This window comes from Sphingobacterium lactis, assembly GCF_011046555.1.
In the GTDB taxonomy this organism is placed as follows: domain Bacteria; phylum Bacteroidota; class Bacteroidia; order Sphingobacteriales; family Sphingobacteriaceae; genus Sphingobacterium; species Sphingobacterium lactis.
Window position 1 is genome coordinate 659305 of sequence record NZ_CP049246.1, and the last position, 15097, is coordinate 674401.

The following is a 15097-nucleotide window of genomic DNA, read 5'->3' on the forward strand; positions in this document are numbered from 1 at the left end:
TATTGTTGTTAATATCACGTAAAGATGAATGTTTGGGGGGCATATCTTCAACATTCATCTTTTCTATTTTGAGGCCAAATGGAAATATTCAATCAAGAAGAACAAGAGCAGGTTGTCCAGGCGATTAGCTTGGCAGAGAACCTCACCTCCGGTGAGCTTAGATTAGTGGTGGAACGGAAGACACACGGTCTTGAAGCCTATGAACAGGCTAAATCTTATTTTGAAAAACTCAAGATGCACCAAACGGCGCAACGGAACGGCGTATTGATCTACCTAGCGATCGACGACCATCAGTTTGCCATTATCGGCGATGCCGGAATCAATGAAAAAGTACCTGCAGATTTCTGGGAGTCCACCAAAGAACTGATGCTTTCCCATTTTAAGCAGGAAGATTATGTTCACGGTCTCATTGTGGGCATTGAAAAAGCAGGACAGCAGTTGGCGACCTTCTTCCCGAGAAGAGAAGATGATGTCAATGAGCTTCCAAATGATATACATTTCGGTAATTCGTAATTATTATGCACAGAAAAATTAGCCTTAGAACCTTTTCAACAAGCATTTTCTTCACCATATTATTGGCCTTTGTCGGCCAATTCCAACTGTTCGCACAGGACTTCCCTCCCGTGCCGAATGCCTTGGTTACGGATTATACGAACACGCTGTCCTCAGGACAGAAAGCGGAACTGGAGCAGAAGTTGTTGCGTTTTGAAGACTCCACGAGCATACAGATCGCAGTGGTCGTTATGACGTCCACGGGGGATTATGATGTTGCAGATTATGGCGATCGCCTGGCTGCAAAATGGGGTGTCGGGAATAAAAAGTTCAATAACGGTATTCTGTTCTTGGTAGCTTTAGGCGATCGCGCAATGACCATCCGGACGGGTTATGGCCTTGAGGGTGCTGTTCCCGATGCTATCGCTTACCGCATCATTGAGAATGAGGTAAAGCCAGCTTTCCGTCAAGGCGATTACTTCACAGGGATCAACCGAGGAACAGATGCGATTATTTCCTATTCCAAGGGTGAATACAAGGTCGATCCGAATGATTCCTACTCCACGGAAGGTGGGGGCGGCATTCCGATCATCTTTATCATTATCGTGATCATTGTCATCATTTCGGTGATTTCAAAATCCGGTGGTGGCGGAAAAAATGGTGGCGGTCGGGTCATGGGCGGTCGTGGATCGTCTGACTTATTCTGGTGGACCTTACTGAACTCCCTGGGCGGCGGCGGTCGTGACAACGATGGTGGCGGCTTTGGAGGTGGCTTCGGTGGCGGTGGCGGCGGAGGTTTTGGCGGCTTCGGCGGCGGAGGCTTCGGCGGAGGTGGTGCCAGTGGCCGGTGGTAATTGGAACAGTATATGTTGTATATAGTAAAAATATAAAATAAGTAATATGAAAAAAGCAATTGTAGGAGTACTTGCAGCAATCCCTTCCCTGTTGTTCGCACAGGAGGATTTCTCTATCAAGGGCTCGTTAAAAAATGTGGATGCCCCAGCGAAGGTATTTATGATGTATGCGGAAAATGGAGAGCGCCATATCGATTCTGCCATGGTACAAAAAGGCGCTTTTGCCTTCAATGGCATTGTTGCTGAGCCTACGCAAGCGCAATTGATCATGTCTCCGGAGGGGAAATCCCTACAGGAGCTGGCAAGTCCCGGAAAAACAATTGATATGACCATGCTCTATCTGGCAAAGGGTGTCATTCAAGTACAAGGTGATAACCTTGCTTCCGCGAACATCAGCGGAAATGAGATCAATAAAGATTTTGCAGGTTACAAAACCGCGATAAAAAGCTTTGCCGATCAATTTGCCGTATTGGAGAAAGAATTCCAATCCGCTACGCCTGAGCAACAGCAAGATGAGGAATTCATCAATAGCCTGCAGTCTCGTGCGGAGAAGCTTTTTGCCGAACAAGCACGGATCAATGAAGACTATGTGAAGCAAAACCCGAACAGTTATGTCAGTCTTGGCCTACTCTCGGAACTGGTAAATGCCGAAAATGTAAATTCGGTGGCTGTCCCGGCTTATGGTAAAATGTCTGCAGCGCTCAAAAATACGGCTCAAGGTAAGCGCCTGGGCGAGAAAATCGAAAAATTGAAAGCTGTAGCGATCGGTTCCGTAGCACCGGAAATCGCGTTACCTGATACTTCAGGAAACGTCGTTAAATTATCTTCCCTTCGCGGAAAATATGTGCTGATCGATTTCTGGGCAAGCTGGTGTGGACCATGTCGCCAGGAAAATCCGAACGTAGTTGCAGCATTCAATAAATACAAGGACAAGAACTTCACTATTTTTGGTGTATCCTTGGATCGTGAAAACGGAAAAGAAGATTGGATGAAAGCGATCAAAGATGATAAATTGGAGCAATGGACACAGGTTTCAGATTTGAAATTCTGGCAATCTCCAGTTGTTGCACTATATGGTATCGAAGGTATTCCACAGAACTTCCTGTTGGATCCAGAGGGCAAGATCATTGCAACAAACCTTCGCGGTGAAGCACTTGAGGCTAAACTTGCTGAAGTTATTAAATAGCAGATCAGTCTGCGATAAAAAAAGGCGAGCTTGTGTAAAGCTCGCCTTTTTTTATCCGAATAATATCCGGAATACATCCTCGAGGGTCGCCACGGGCCGTACTAAAATCTGGTACCGTTTGACATCCAGCCCCTTGGTATTGTATTTGGAAATAAATATCTGTTCAAAGCCTAATTTTTCGGCTTCCTGAATGCGCTGTTCAATACGGTTCACTGCCCGAATCTCACCCGACAGGCCGACTTCACCCGCAAAGGTGATGTTTGCTGGAAGGGGGATATCCTGTTGCGATGAAATCAGCGAAGCAATGACTGCAAGATCCACGGCAGGATCTTCAACACGTAAGCCACCGGCAATATTCAGGAACACATCCTGTGCGCTCATGCGGAAGCCAAATCTTTTTTCCAGCACGGCCAATAACATATTCAATCGCTTGGTGTCAAACCCCGTTGAGCTACGCTGCGGTGTGCCATAGGCTGAGTTGGAAACCAATGCCTGTACCTCAATCATCAAGGGGCGCATACCTTCCAGCATGGCGGCTACCGCTACCCCACTCACCTGTTCCTCCCGTTGCGACAGCATAATCTCCGAAGGGTTGGAAACTTCCCGCAGACCGGACCCTTGCATCTCGTAGATCCCCAATTCCGATGAAGATCCAAATCGATTCTTCACGGCACGCAAGATCCGATAGACATGGTTTCTATCGCCCTCAAACTGCAGCACGGTGTCCACCATGTGCTCCAGCACCTTTGGCCCTGCAATGGAACCATCTTTCGTAATATGGCCCACGATGAAAACAGGCGTATTGGTCTCTTTAGCAAATCGCAATAGCTCTGCGGTACACTCCCGAACTTGGGACACCGATCCCGGAGCCGATTCGATCTGCGCAGAATGCAACGTCTGGATCGAGTCGATGACCACCACATTCGGTTCTACCTGATCGATCTGTTTGAAGATGTTCTGCATACTCGTCTCCGTGAGGATAAAGCAATTGGCATTGGAGCTCTGCGACAATCGCTCCGCCCGCATCTTGATCTGTTGCTCGCTTTCCTCCCCTGAAATATACAACGTCTTCACTTTCGGAATGGAAAGGGCCAATTGCAACATCAAGGTTGACTTGCCGATTCCCGGCTCGCCGCCGATCAGTACCAGTGAGCCCGGCACGATGCCCCCACCTAGAACACGGTTAAACTCCTTATCTGGAGCTTCTAGCCGCTGTTCTTCGGAGTAGACAATCTCATGGATTATCGCTGCCTTGTTGGTACGCTTCGTCCCCGTATTTGCCACAGTGGAACTCCGCCATTCCGGCACCCTACTGGAGGATTTCTCCACCACCTCTTCCACAAACGTATTCCATTGCTTACAGGATGGACACTGCCCTAACCATTTCGGGGATTCATACCCACATGATTGACAGAAATATGCTGATTTTGTCTTCGCCATTGAGCGAATTTAAAAAATTGTAAGAACATTTGTAACAATACCTTACTATTGTCGACAAATACCCATACATGGCAAACGTCCTAGAACAAGAATTCGTGAACCTGCTGGAGGAAAACCAAAATATCCTCCACAAGATCTGCAAGCTGTATACCACAGATCTCGCGGCTCACCAGGATCTGTTCCAGGAAATGGTCATCCAATTGTGGCGATCCTATCCCAAATTCAAGGGCGATGCAAAATTCTCCACGTGGGCCTATCGGGTATCCTTAAACACGGCCATCTCCTTATATCGCGGTAGCAAATCCAAAATTCAAACCGTTGAATGGGATCATGACTTATCCAATATCCGCTATGAGGAATACAATACCGAAGCCGATGAACAGCTGAAATTCCTGTACGATGCCGTCAGGCAGCTGAACGATATCGACAAGGCTTTGGTCTACATGTACCTGGAGGACAAGGATTATGCAGAGATTTCCGAAACGTTGGGTATCAGCGAAGGGAATGCCCGCGTAAAGATGAATAGGATCAAGAATAAATTAAAAGAAATGCTTAGCAGGAAAGGAGTCGTATAATGAATGAACTGGATTTATTGAAGCAACATTGGCAGCAGGACAATAACTTCCCCCAGGTAAAGAGGAATGAGATCCGCAAGATGCTGTACAAAAGCTCATCTTCACTGGTGAAATGGATATTCTATATTTCCATTATCGAGCTGTTCGTGGGAATCGGATTGAATATCTGGTCTTCCCAGCTCAACCTGGATGATAAGGCTGATCCAATTTTCTATCAGATCGCCATAACGGTGGTCGATACGTTGGCCTACATCTTTATCCTATATTTCATTTACAAGTTTTTCACTTCTTACCGAATGATCCGGAGCACCAACAATACCAAAAAGTTGTTGGAAACGATCTTGGATACCAGGAAGACGGTCTATTTGTACATCAAATTCAATATTTACCTGATTATCTTCTCCATGATTCTCGGTGCTGGGAGTGTCATCTGGCAGGAAAATTTCGGCGTCAAATCCGTTGGGGAAATCATCTTTTATACCACCGCAATGGCCATTGTGCTGTTCTTGATGGGCTGGCTCGTCATATCCGTTATGCGGCTCTACTACCGTCTGATCTATATCCGATTGGTCAAGAAACTCGATAAGAACTATGAGGAGCTTGTCCGGCTGGAAGAGGAGGAAGAGCACGGAAAAACACCATAGATTAATTATATAGTTAAATTCAGAAAATGAAAAGGGCGCTTGAATTAGCGCCCATTTCATTTTGTCGATCTTTTATTTTGTGATTCGCTTCCACGTTTCCGTGCGTCCCAATAGGCTGATGCCCATATACCCGCGAATATCAAGTTGATTATCTCCCTTTAGGGTCATCTTACAACTGTAGGTCTTTCCCGATTTTGGATCATAGATCTCACCATCTTCGTAGGTCTTTCCTTTTTTAGTGAATCCTGTTAGGATCTCCAGCCCTTGGATATCACGCGTGCGCAAATTTGGGTCGGGGTTCTTCGCGTCTTTCCTACCCGCATTCTTGATCCAATAGAGCTTTCCATAGAACTTATTGTTTTTCTTATAGATTTCAATACGTCCCTCACCACTTGGATTTTCCCATTTTCCTAAAATGGGATCGTTGTTTTGCCCAAAAACCATCATTGTAAATAGCAGGGCACAAAATGTTGCAACTAGCTGTTTCATAACCAATACGTTTAAAATTGTTAAGTGAATATACGTATATTTTTATATGTTGGCATAATATTATTTTTAATACAGCTAATTAAAACCAGTAAAAAAGGGTTATTGGCATTAATTTTGTCCATTTAGGGTACACACAAATAATTTAAGTTATGAGGTTCATTATTAGTCTCTTAGTTACAGGTTTAGTTGTTGCTATAGCATCATGGATCATCCCTGGAGTTACAGTTGCGGGATTTGGATGGGCAATCCTTACGGGTTTGGTCATCGGTCTGGTTAATGCTATTGTTGGCGGAATTTTACGATTATTCACCTTTCCTCTGAATTGGTTGACATTTGGTTTGGTATCCTTTATCATTACGGTATTGATGATCATGCTATCTGACAGTATCATGGGATCAAAGTTTGATGTTGATGGATTCTGGCCTGCGGCACTTTTTGCTATCGTTGTTGCGATTATCGAAATGATCATCGGCAAATTGGGAAGTGACAAAAAATAAAGAAATTAATCGAGGAGATCGTAAAAACGACCTCCTCGATTTTTTATGTCCTTACCTGGATGAACTTCCGTTTCTCCCATGAAACAGAAAAGCCAGGTGCCCCTAAGGACCACCCGACTTTTCGCTGCTAATTCGCTATTGGGTATTTGGATTAATAAATGCCGATATATTGATTTCCGGTTTTATTGATCAATTTGGCGCCTTTCTCCATCTTGTCTGAATTTTTATCGAACACATAGATGTTGCCATTCTCCCCTACTGGTGCAACAGCTAGGAATACATCGTTACCTTCCATTCCGACATGTTGGATCTGACCGAACCGCAATTTATCTTCATTCGGTAGGTTATACTTTTTGGCCGTACCTGCATTCAGGTCAATCTTTGCAAAGTAACCACCTTTTCCAGCGATTTTGTACACGACAAATCCCTTGCCTCCACCTGTATACAACCAGGTTTCAATGTAAGAATCTGTAATGCCCAATGCTTTATCCAGGTTGAACTCGAACGTATTATCATATTCATTGGTTTCAGAATTGATCCTTAAGATGCGTGAGCCCCCGGTTCCAGCAGTTTCGCCAGATGTTGCCTGGTACACATGGCCATCCGTTCCCAGGTATTGCATTGGTGCTCTGTACCCATTGGTGCTGCCCTTCGTCTTGGTAGAGGTAATCAATTTTGGATTGGCTAACGATGGATAATCCAATACCAACGTCTTGGCAGCAATGCGCGGAGCGTTTCGATCCACTGGATACGAAACTACCCCCTTGTCATCTGCTGTAGGCGAAGTGGTGTTCTTTTTAGATGTAGCAACGCCAATGAAAACTTTATTGTTTGCTTTATTCAGCACAGGCATATCGATCCGACTGACATAGTACCCAGCAGCAACCTCATCAGGAGAAAGCTTCAAATCAAAGCTATTGGTTTTGGTAATTTTCGGATCTTTCAGGTCCAAGGTAATCACATCGGTCTTGGCACTGGTTTCCACGTAGGTTAAATTAGGAAATGTTCCCGTATATTCAGATGCTTTAGCTTCCGCACGTACACCGACACCGACGCCATCCGAAACCTTCAACCACCTCGGGGTTTTGCTGACGTAACTCGCAGTTGCAACCTGAGGGCCTTCAGGACTGATACGATTCCCGCCAAGGACGCGGTATTTTTGGAACACACCGCCGTCGTCTCCCAAATATTGAATGTTGAAGAGGTATTTCCCATCTGAAGAGGCCTGCAAGCGTGCCGTCCGTTCGGATTTTATTTCAGCCCCACCATCAAAGACATTGACTTCGAAATTTGGATTTTTGGCATCTTCAACAGTCAGGCTGAAAACCCGGCCGCCGCCGTTTCCATCGCCTGCCGTTGTCTGCATCAATGCACCAGAAACTGTAATCCAACGGGTGTTGTCATCCTCCTTTACCGGTTCTGATCCTGTTTTGGTACAACTCGTCGTTGTTATAGCCGTAACGGCAAATCCCATCAAGGCTAATTTTAAAAATGTGGCTTTCATTGTATACTTATTTATTAAAATTTAAAAAGTGAATAACTCAGTTTTAGATAGTACCCTCGCCCAGGTTTCTGTACCCCGAAGTTGTCATAGACCTCCGCATTGAAGAGATTCTTGACATCCACACTAGCAATAAGGCGCCGGGAAGGGAAGGTATAGCTCGCACCAACGTTCTGGGCCCATTGGCGTGGGGTAATAAACCAATCCGTTTCCGGCCAAATCGTCCGGAAAGGCGCTACATAACCCACCGTATAGAACATGTTCAATTGCGAATTTCGCTGAATCAGGTTTTCGAAACGGTAATGAACATTTCCATTGATGGTAAAGAAGGGTTCATTGGGAACCTGTTTGTTATAATAAGTCATTTCGCGCCCCTCATCGTCATATTGCTGTTTGAATAGCGAGTTGAATTTGGAGAAGTTTACCATCGCTGTCAGCTTATTCTTATAGCCATAGGTAAATTCACCTTCGAACCCCAGGGTCTGTGCCCGACCGAGATTGATAAATTGTGTCACCTCGATTTCTTGCGCACTGATATTCTCGTTGGCTTTTGGCATGATCCGATCTTTAATGTTTCGCCAGAATGCATTTCCCGACAGGGATAACCTATGGTTGCCAAATTCGTACATGCCCAACCGGAATCCTGCATTATAATTGTCGGAGACCTCTGGCTTAATCGAAAAATTGGATAGTACATTGTCCTCGGGACTGCCAAACGTTTCGGAATCCGCAGGCATACGCACTGCTCGTTCTGCAGAGGTCAGGAGGTAAACTTTAGGAATGATGGCATAGGATACAGAAAGACCATATCCCGAATTGGTGCGCGCATCCCGGACCTCTTCCTTGACCGCCACTGCTTGCTGCCCTACCTGCGCAGACGTATACCAGGTATTCCCGATGGTTTGCTGATAAAGCTTATAGAACAGATTGGTCAACAATCGGTCATTCAGGGTTGAAGCCTCATAATTAAAGGAAAAAACATTTTTTGAGAGATCATTCTTACTTCTGAACTCCTGAGCGGCAACCACATTGAGCAGGTCGGTGTCCTTTCGGTCCACGGTATAAAAGACATGATTTGCGGAAAGACGATGGCCTTTGAAGACCTCATACGCCAAATTCGATCGGATATTGGCCACTTGCCTGTCGATATCGATATGCGTTGGTTTACCTTGTTGTGCGCCAGTGAGTGTCTTCAAGGGTTTGCCGTTCAGGTCCAAACGAATGGCACCATCCCAATTATAGGCCCATGGTACGGTATCGAGTATCGCGGTATTGCGGAAACTGTACACCCCATTCACGTTGAGACTCAACCCCTTTACGAAAAGGTCCCGTTTATTGTAATGTAGATTGAGAGCGTTAGCCTGTCCTTGTGATGTCCTTCCCATATAGGGTGTTCCCATCGTCTGCCCATGCTGGATCTCATTGTACACGTCTGAGAAGTTATAGCCCAAGAAAAAGGAATCTGCCCATTTCACATCGGAGAAACCAAACTCAAACCGGGCCGTCGCAGAACGGTATCCATCGAAGAATCGCTTCGTCCTGAAATTACGACGGACAACACCGTTGGGTTCGATGTATTTGGAGAATTTACCCCAGATCTCATAGTCATTATCCGAATTTAGGAATGCTCCGGATATACGGGTTGTAAAGCCGGTCTTCTGATCACGGTAAAATCCACTGACATCTGCTTGAGTTGTGTTGAAGGAACCGTAGGATAGGGACGCGTTCAAGTTGTTCTTGACGTTCCTTTTGTTCAGCACGATATTGATGGCACCGCCCAACAGGTCTCCGGAAAGATGTGCCGGGAGGACACCTTTGTAAACTTCGATCCGTTCGATCATGGCCGGCGGGATGTTATTGAGGTTAAAGGAGGCACCATACGTGGAAATCTCGATACCATCCACGAAAATGCCGACCGAACGACCGGTCATTCCGTTCAGGTTGTACTGCACTTCAGCACCGACACCGCCACTCTGCCGCACACGGACACCTACTGTCCGGTCTAATAACTCATTGGTCTGCACATTACGTGTTGCCGCCTCTTGGGTTTCAATGACGTTGACCGCAAAACCACTTGTTTCAATCTTCCGCTTTTCCGTTTTCCCTTCCACTCGAACTTCTTCCAATCCAATATCTCCGCGAAGCTCCAATGCTATCGGCAAAACGTGCATCCGGCTCTCCACCAGCACTGGCAGACGTTTCGGTTGTATTTCAACAGAAGTGACCACAATGTGCTGCTGCCCATACGGCACTTCCTTTAATTCATAACCACCATCTTCATTGGTCACTGACACAATCTTAGTCCCTTCCAAACGGACCGTTGCTTTGGCAATGGCCTTACCTCCTGTAGATTGCACCTTCCCCCGGATTGTAGCCGTTTGCCCAAAAACTAACGTACAGGTTAATAAAAATAATAGGATGAGGTAAAAATGTTTCATTATTCCAGATTAATACACTACTTTTGAAGTTCTTTAGAACAAGTCTAAATAAATACTGCTGCAAAACTAGAATTATTCTAAATAGCAAAATGACGCAATCAGAAAAAAAGATTTCACAATCGGAAATATTACCACCTTCTTCCCTAGAACCTGCTAGAAATATGCAGGAATTGGGTACTCAGCTGTATTTTACGGTGCTGAAAGGTAGGCAACGGTTCCGCTTTACCTCGCCGATTGATGGTTATCTGAATTTCTTGCTGGATGAAGATTCCAACCATTGCAGTGTGGTCATCGCTAACCAGGATTACCTCGTGCAAGCCGGCGAAAACATCCTATTTCATCTGAAGAAAGGCGATCAAATGGAGCTGAAGAGTATCAATTCAGACAACAACATGTTACTGATGCTCATTCCAAGCGATAAATTCCCAGCATACCACGATAAATACCAAGCAGATGAAACACGATTCCGCAACGGGATGCTCACCAAGGCGGATAAACGGATTGGGTTGGCACTCCAACAGATCTTTCACCTGTACCTTGCCGATTCCTACCTCAATCAACTGAAGATTCAATCCCTTATGTTGGATATTATCATCCACCAGGTGGAAACCCTTTACGTGGAGAATGAAAATAAGGAGATCTTGGTCAACAAGACCCACTTTGATAAAATCCAGCTGGCTAAAAAAATGATCGAAGAGGATCTCAGCCGCAACCACACCATATCCGAATTGGCAAAAGCCGTGGGTACCAATGAGCAGTACCTCAAGAAGCATTTTAAGCAGTATTATGGGAAAACAGTCATGAATTTCATTACGGAGATGAAAATGGAGCATGCCAAGCGCTTGATCATGATGGGGAAATACAGGATTTCCGATGTCGCTCGAATGACGGGATATAAGCACTCAACTCATTTTACGACCGCCTTCAAGAAATATTTCGGGATTATCCCCAATTCCCTACGCTATTCTTTCTTGGTTGCGCATGAAGGTATTTTGGCGATTCCAGATTTGATTTCTTCGTTTACCGTATAACTGAATACAGCAGGCACAATAAACATAAAGAGGCCCACGCTACTACACGTGGGCCTCTCCTATTCTTTACGGCTGTACGCTTAGTTAAACTTCCAGCGAACAAAAGCTTCGATTGCTTCGTAATTTGCCAATCCCAATTGGTGGTAAAGGCCAGCAGTCTCACTCGTACGGTCTTCCGCGCGCACCCAGAATTCTCTTGGATCATCTCCTGGGAAAACAGGTAGATCCTTCTGTGATTGGTGCTTGAAGATCGCCAGACGCTTGCGTTTCACTTCCTGTGGAGAAAGCGGAACGGCCATTTCGATATCATGGATTGGGTATTCATGCCATGCGCCACGGTATAACCACAACCAACAGTCTTTCGTCCATTCGTCGGTTTCACGAAGGCGCATCAAAGCTTCAAGGATAATATCGAAACATACCTTATGCGTTCCGTGCGGATCAGCGAAATCTCCTGCGGCAAATACCTGCTCAGGTTTAACCTCGCGCAACAGGGCCATGGTCTGTTGAATATCATCTTCAAAATCCACTTCTTTGGAGAATTTTCCACGATCGTAGAACGGAAGGTCCATAAAATGGATATTTTCGTCCGGAAGGCCCACAAAACGAGCACCGGCAATGGCTTCACCCTTACGGATCAGGCCTTTGATGGTACGGATAATTTCCGGATCAACCTGATTGGGTTGTTTTACCTTGAAGAATGCACGTGCTTCATCGTAAATATTACGTGTAATGCCGTTATCATCCTCAATGGCAACCGCGAAATCCTGAACAAATTCCAGATAACGAAGGACATCATCGTCCCATACGGCTGTATTTCCGGATGTTTGGTACGCCACGTGCACATTGTGCCCTTGATCCGCCAAGCGGATAAAGGTACCACCCATGGAAATGACATCATCGTCTGGGTGCGGTGAAAACAGAATGACGTTCTTATGTGCTGGTTCAGCACGCTCTGGACGGTTTGAATCGTCCACACCTGGCTTACCACCTGGCCAACCGGTAATCGTACGCTGCAATTCGTTGAAAATGCGGATGTTGATGCTGTATGCAGGACCCTGCTCGGTAATCAACTGCGCCATACCGTTGTTGTTGTAGTCGTCATCCGTAAGCTTCAGGATGGCTTTATCCAAGTGAAGGGATAACCATACCACGGCTTTCTTTACCAATTTGTCTTCCCAAACCACATCGTGCGCCAACCAAGGCAGGTTGAAGCGTGTCAGTGCGGATGCAGCATCCTTATCCAGGACAAACTCCACATTGTCTGACATCTGCAGATAGGTTGCTGGAATATCGGAAGAGATTTCGCCTTCGACAGCTTTCTTCACGATTTCTGCTTTCTTCTCGTTCCAGGCCATCAATACAATTTCCTTGGCTTTGAAAATTGTACCTACTCCCATGGTAATCGCTTTTGTCGGTACGTTTTCCTTTCCCCCGAAATCGCGTGAAGCGTCTCTACGGGTAAGGTCATCTAAGGTTACCAAGCGAGTACCGGAGTTTGGCGCAGATCCCGGTTCGTTAAAACCGATGTGACCTGTACGTCCAATACCTAAAATCTGAATATCCAATCCCCCAAGGTTGGAGATCTTCTGTTCGTATGCAATACAGAAAGCCTGCACATCTTCAGGTGCTAACGTACCATCAGGAATGTTGATATTCTCCTGTGGAATGTTGACATGGCCGAACAGATGCTTTTCCATAAACGCAACATAACTCTGCTCTGCAGTGGGTTGCATTGGGTAGTACTCATCCAAGTTGAAGGTTACAACGTTCTCAAAACTCAAGCCCTCTTCCTTATGAAGACGGACCAATTCTTTGTAAACCTTAATGGGTGTAGCACCGGTTGCAAGGCCTAGGACTGCCTTTTCCCCTTTCGCCTGCTTATCCTGGATGATACCGGCGATGCGTTGAGCAACTTTAACAGATGCCTCATCTTGTGAGGGGTAAACCGTAACGGGAACTTTCTCAAAACGGGTTTCCTCTAATAAATTTAATCTTGCCATTTAAAATGAAAAATACCTTAGTGAGCCTCAAATTTAACAATTTATTAGGCTGAGCGCATAAAAAATGCAACTTCTTTTTATGAATGTAGCTTTCACTGATGAAAATCATAACCATGTAAACTTTTTTATTCAATAATTAGCTAATTTATACGTTATACCTAAATGAACAGGTGCGCACGTTATCATCGCACTTATTTTACAAATAAAATCTACTAGACCAGTAGTTTATTTTTACATTTGTACAAACGACAGCATGAACATGAAGAAATTACTCCTATTGATAATCTGCCTACCTACCTTTCTTTTCGCACAGACGAAAGAAGAATTGATCAATCAGGTAAAGGCAAACCCGGCTGACAAGAACAGCATCCGCATCATACAAAAGGTTGGCGGTTACTTCCCGGATTACAATGAACTGAACACCTTGTTTAAGGGGTTGGATAAGAAAGTCCGAAAATCCACCGAAGGCAAGATTTTCGAACGTTATCTGGATGCACTCAAGAATACAATGGTCGGCAAAAAGGCGCCGAGCATAACGCAGTTTGATCTGAATGGGGATCCTTATTCCCTTTCCGACCTGAAGGGCAAGTATGTCCTGATTGATTTTTGGGCATCCTGGTGTCCGCCATGTCGGGAGGAAAATCCCAAACTGGTGAAAACATATGCTGAATTCAAGGACAAGAATTTTGAGATATTGGGTGTATCCTTCGATAAGGAATTCACCGCTTGGGAAAAAGCCATTAAGGACGATAACCTGACATGGAAACATGTTTCCGACCTGCAGGGTTGGAACAACTCCGCCGGGCAATCCTACGGTGTCAAGGCGATACCGCAGAATCTGCTGGTGGATCCAGAGGGCAAGGTGATCGCCAGGAACCTCCATGGGGAAGAGCTGAATGCGAAACTCCGCGAACTCCTGAAGTAAAATAAATTTGGCGAACGGAACTTCGGCCCGTAACCCAACAAAAAAAGACCGCTTATGCCCAGGTGCACAAGCGGTCTTTTTATATATTCAGTAATGAATTAATCCAATTTATAAGCCACCACGCTATTGTTCAAGAACGTTGGGACATACAAGATCTTCTCTTTCTGGTTGTATCCTAAATCAGCTGTTTTCATCTTATCGCGTACATCCAGCAATTGTGTGACCGTACCGTCCGCTTTGATATGATAGATCAGCCCGCCCCAACAGGTCACTAAAAAGCTCCCATCACCAACAGGCTCCAAGCCGTCTCCGCCCAAGGCCAATCCTTTGGCAATTACCGTTTTGTTCTTATTGTTATCTATCTTCCACAATTCGGGACCCGCCATGGCATATAACGAACCGTTCACCACGCGCAAGCCATTCACATCTTTCACATCCTTCATGAATAAGCTCGATTTCCCATTATGGATCAGATGGATCTCCCCTTTGCGGGTATCGGATACATAGACCTTACCGTTATCATCCACCGTGACATCATTCAAGAAAACAGACTCCGGAACCTTAACCTGATTGATCACATTTCCGGTCACTACATCAATCACCACTACCTCATCGATATCTGCTACATACAGCAGGTCTTTGTAGAGCGCCATCCCTTTCGGGGCATTCAATCCCTGAACCCAGGTCGCATCTTTCATGGTGCCATCCATGTTCAGTATAGCGACGCCACCCTTGCCATCCTTGGCACTGCCGTCACCATCGATCAAAGAAACATATAATGCCGATTGTCCGGGCACATAAAGTACCGATTCTGGCGTTGGAAGTTGCTCCGTGGATTCCCACAGCTGCGTTAATTTACTTTGGCTGAAACCGACTAGGGAGGTACAGGCTAATACAAGAGTTAAAATGCTCGTTTTCATAGTTAACTTATTATTTCACAAACTGTTAATTAATAAATATAACATTTTTTGAGCCATATTGTTAGAAATTAGTGTATAATTCCTTAATTTTCCGCTTCTTTC

The 15097-nt window shown here is 45.3% G+C and carries 14 protein-coding genes; 8 read left to right on the forward strand and 6 right to left on the reverse strand.

Annotated features, from left to right (window positions below; translation table 11 throughout):
• Positions 1-78 precede the first annotated feature (78 nt).
• From G6N79_RS02925 to G6N79_RS02935, 3 genes are read left to right on the forward strand one after another with little or no spacing between them, the layout of a single operon-like run.
• The gene (locus G6N79_RS02925; protein ID WP_103906496.1) at positions 79-513 is read left to right on the forward strand and encodes a TPM domain-containing protein; all 435 of its coding nucleotides are present in this window, start codon (positions 79-81) and stop codon (positions 511-513) included.
• A 5-nt stretch (positions 514-518) separates the two neighbouring features.
• Positions 519-1346: a TPM domain-containing protein gene (locus G6N79_RS02930; RefSeq protein ID WP_103906497.1), complete on the forward strand. Its 828-nt coding sequence runs from the start codon at positions 519-521 to the stop codon at positions 1344-1346.
• Between the two features lie 46 nt (positions 1347-1392).
• On the forward strand, positions 1393-2532 hold the full coding sequence (locus G6N79_RS02935; RefSeq protein ID WP_103906498.1) for a TlpA disulfide reductase family protein: 1140 nt from the start codon (positions 1393-1395) through the stop codon (positions 2530-2532).
• A 51-nt stretch (positions 2533-2583) separates the two neighbouring features.
• Here the strand turns inward: G6N79_RS02935 and radA are convergent, their stop codons facing one another.
• A complete protein-coding gene (gene radA / locus G6N79_RS02940) occupies positions 2584-3972 on the reverse strand; it encodes a DNA repair protein RadA (protein ID WP_103906499.1) in 1389 nt (462 codons plus the stop codon).
• A gap of 68 nt (positions 3973-4040) precedes the next feature.
• Here radA and G6N79_RS02945 point away from each other — a divergent pair, with 68 nt between their 5' ends.
• Positions 4041-4547: an RNA polymerase sigma factor gene (locus tag G6N79_RS02945; protein WP_103906500.1), complete on the forward strand. Its 507-nt coding sequence runs from the start codon at positions 4041-4043 to the stop codon at positions 4545-4547.
• On the forward strand, positions 4547-5191 hold the full coding sequence (locus tag G6N79_RS02950; RefSeq protein WP_103906501.1) for a hypothetical protein: 645 nt from the start codon (positions 4547-4549) through the stop codon (positions 5189-5191). The genes G6N79_RS02945 and G6N79_RS02950 overlap by 1 nt, the downstream gene beginning before the upstream one ends.
• 72 nt (positions 5192-5263) lie before the next feature.
• On the opposite strand, the gene G6N79_RS02955 is transcribed toward G6N79_RS02950, so the two are convergent.
• Positions 5264-5680, reverse strand: a complete 417-nt coding sequence (locus G6N79_RS02955) for a DUF2147 domain-containing protein (protein WP_103906502.1) — start codon at positions 5678-5680, stop codon at positions 5264-5266.
• 149 nt (positions 5681-5829) lie between these two features.
• On the opposite strand from G6N79_RS02955, the gene G6N79_RS02960 reads away from it, so the two are divergent.
• A complete protein-coding gene (locus G6N79_RS02960) occupies positions 5830-6177 on the forward strand; it encodes a phage holin family protein (protein ID WP_103906503.1) in 348 nt (115 codons plus the stop codon).
• 151 nt (positions 6178-6328) lie between these two features.
• On the opposite strand, the gene G6N79_RS02965 is transcribed toward G6N79_RS02960, so the two are convergent.
• Together G6N79_RS02965 and G6N79_RS02970 are read right to left on the reverse strand one after the other, a co-directional pair.
• Positions 6329-7681 (reverse strand): hypothetical protein, encoded by a 1353-nt coding sequence (locus G6N79_RS02965; protein WP_103906504.1) that lies wholly within the window; start codon positions 7679-7681, stop codon positions 6329-6331.
• A gap of 14 nt (positions 7682-7695) precedes the next feature.
• Positions 7696-10116 carry a TonB-dependent receptor gene (locus G6N79_RS02970; protein ID WP_103906505.1) on the reverse strand — a complete coding sequence of 807 codons (2421 nt, stop codon included), beginning with the start codon at positions 10114-10116 and terminating at the stop codon, positions 7696-7698.
• Positions 10117-10205: 89 nt separating this feature from the next.
• Between G6N79_RS02970 and G6N79_RS02975 the strand changes: the two genes are divergently transcribed.
• Complete coding sequence (locus G6N79_RS02975; protein ID WP_103906506.1) at positions 10206-11147, forward strand: helix-turn-helix transcriptional regulator; 942 nt, start codon at positions 10206-10208, stop codon at positions 11145-11147.
• Positions 11148-11227: 80 nt separating this feature from the next.
• Here G6N79_RS02975 and nagB read toward each other — a convergent pair whose 3' ends face one another.
• On the reverse strand, positions 11228-13150 hold the full coding sequence (nagB, locus tag G6N79_RS02980; RefSeq protein WP_103906507.1) for a glucosamine-6-phosphate deaminase: 1923 nt from the start codon (positions 13148-13150) through the stop codon (positions 11228-11230).
• A 259-nt stretch (positions 13151-13409) separates the two neighbouring features.
• Between nagB and G6N79_RS02985 the strand changes: the two genes are divergently transcribed.
• Positions 13410-14075 carry a TlpA family protein disulfide reductase gene (locus G6N79_RS02985; RefSeq protein WP_103906687.1) on the forward strand — a complete coding sequence of 222 codons (666 nt, stop codon included), beginning with the start codon at positions 13410-13412 and terminating at the stop codon, positions 14073-14075.
• A gap of 98 nt (positions 14076-14173) precedes the next feature.
• Here G6N79_RS02985 and G6N79_RS02990 read toward each other — a convergent pair whose 3' ends face one another.
• A complete protein-coding gene (locus G6N79_RS02990) occupies positions 14174-14995 on the reverse strand; it encodes an SMP-30/gluconolactonase/LRE family protein (protein ID WP_103906508.1) in 822 nt (273 codons plus the stop codon).
• Positions 14996-15097: the final 102 nt, after the last annotated feature.

Excerpts from the sequence above, each read along its gene's own strand:
- G6N79_RS02925 (WP_103906496.1), top strand. The coding sequence starts at position 79 with ATGGAAATATTCAATCAAGAAGAACAAGAGCAGGTTGTCCAGGCGATT.
- G6N79_RS02930 (WP_103906497.1), top strand. The coding sequence starts at position 519 with ATGCACAGAAAAATTAGCCTTAGAACCTTTTCAACAAGCATTTTCTTC.
- G6N79_RS02935 (WP_103906498.1), top strand. The coding sequence starts at position 1,393 with ATGAAAAAAGCAATTGTAGGAGTACTTGCAGCAATCCCTTCCCTGTTG.
- radA (WP_103906499.1), bottom strand. The coding sequence starts at position 3,972 with ATGGCGAAGACAAAATCAGCATATTTCTGTCAATCATGTGGGTATGAA.
- G6N79_RS02945 (WP_103906500.1), top strand. The coding sequence starts at position 4,041 with ATGGCAAACGTCCTAGAACAAGAATTCGTGAACCTGCTGGAGGAAAAC.
- G6N79_RS02950 (WP_103906501.1), top strand. The coding sequence starts at position 4,547 with ATGAATGAACTGGATTTATTGAAGCAACATTGGCAGCAGGACAATAAC.
- G6N79_RS02955 (WP_103906502.1), bottom strand. The coding sequence starts at position 5,680 with ATGAAACAGCTAGTTGCAACATTTTGTGCCCTGCTATTTACAATGATG.
- G6N79_RS02960 (WP_103906503.1), top strand. The coding sequence starts at position 5,830 with ATGAGGTTCATTATTAGTCTCTTAGTTACAGGTTTAGTTGTTGCTATA.
- G6N79_RS02965 (WP_103906504.1), bottom strand. The coding sequence starts at position 7,681 with ATGAAAGCCACATTTTTAAAATTAGCCTTGATGGGATTTGCCGTTACG.
- G6N79_RS02970 (WP_103906505.1), bottom strand. The coding sequence starts at position 10,116 with ATGAAACATTTTTACCTCATCCTATTATTTTTATTAACCTGTACGTTA.
- G6N79_RS02975 (WP_103906506.1), top strand. The coding sequence starts at position 10,206 with ATGACGCAATCAGAAAAAAAGATTTCACAATCGGAAATATTACCACCT.
- nagB (WP_103906507.1), bottom strand. The coding sequence starts at position 13,150 with ATGGCAAGATTAAATTTATTAGAGGAAACCCGTTTTGAGAAAGTTCCC.
- G6N79_RS02985 (WP_103906687.1), top strand. The coding sequence starts at position 13,410 with ATGAAGAAATTACTCCTATTGATAATCTGCCTACCTACCTTTCTTTTC.
- G6N79_RS02990 (WP_103906508.1), bottom strand. The coding sequence starts at position 14,995 with ATGAAAACGAGCATTTTAACTCTTGTATTAGCCTGTACCTCCCTAGTC.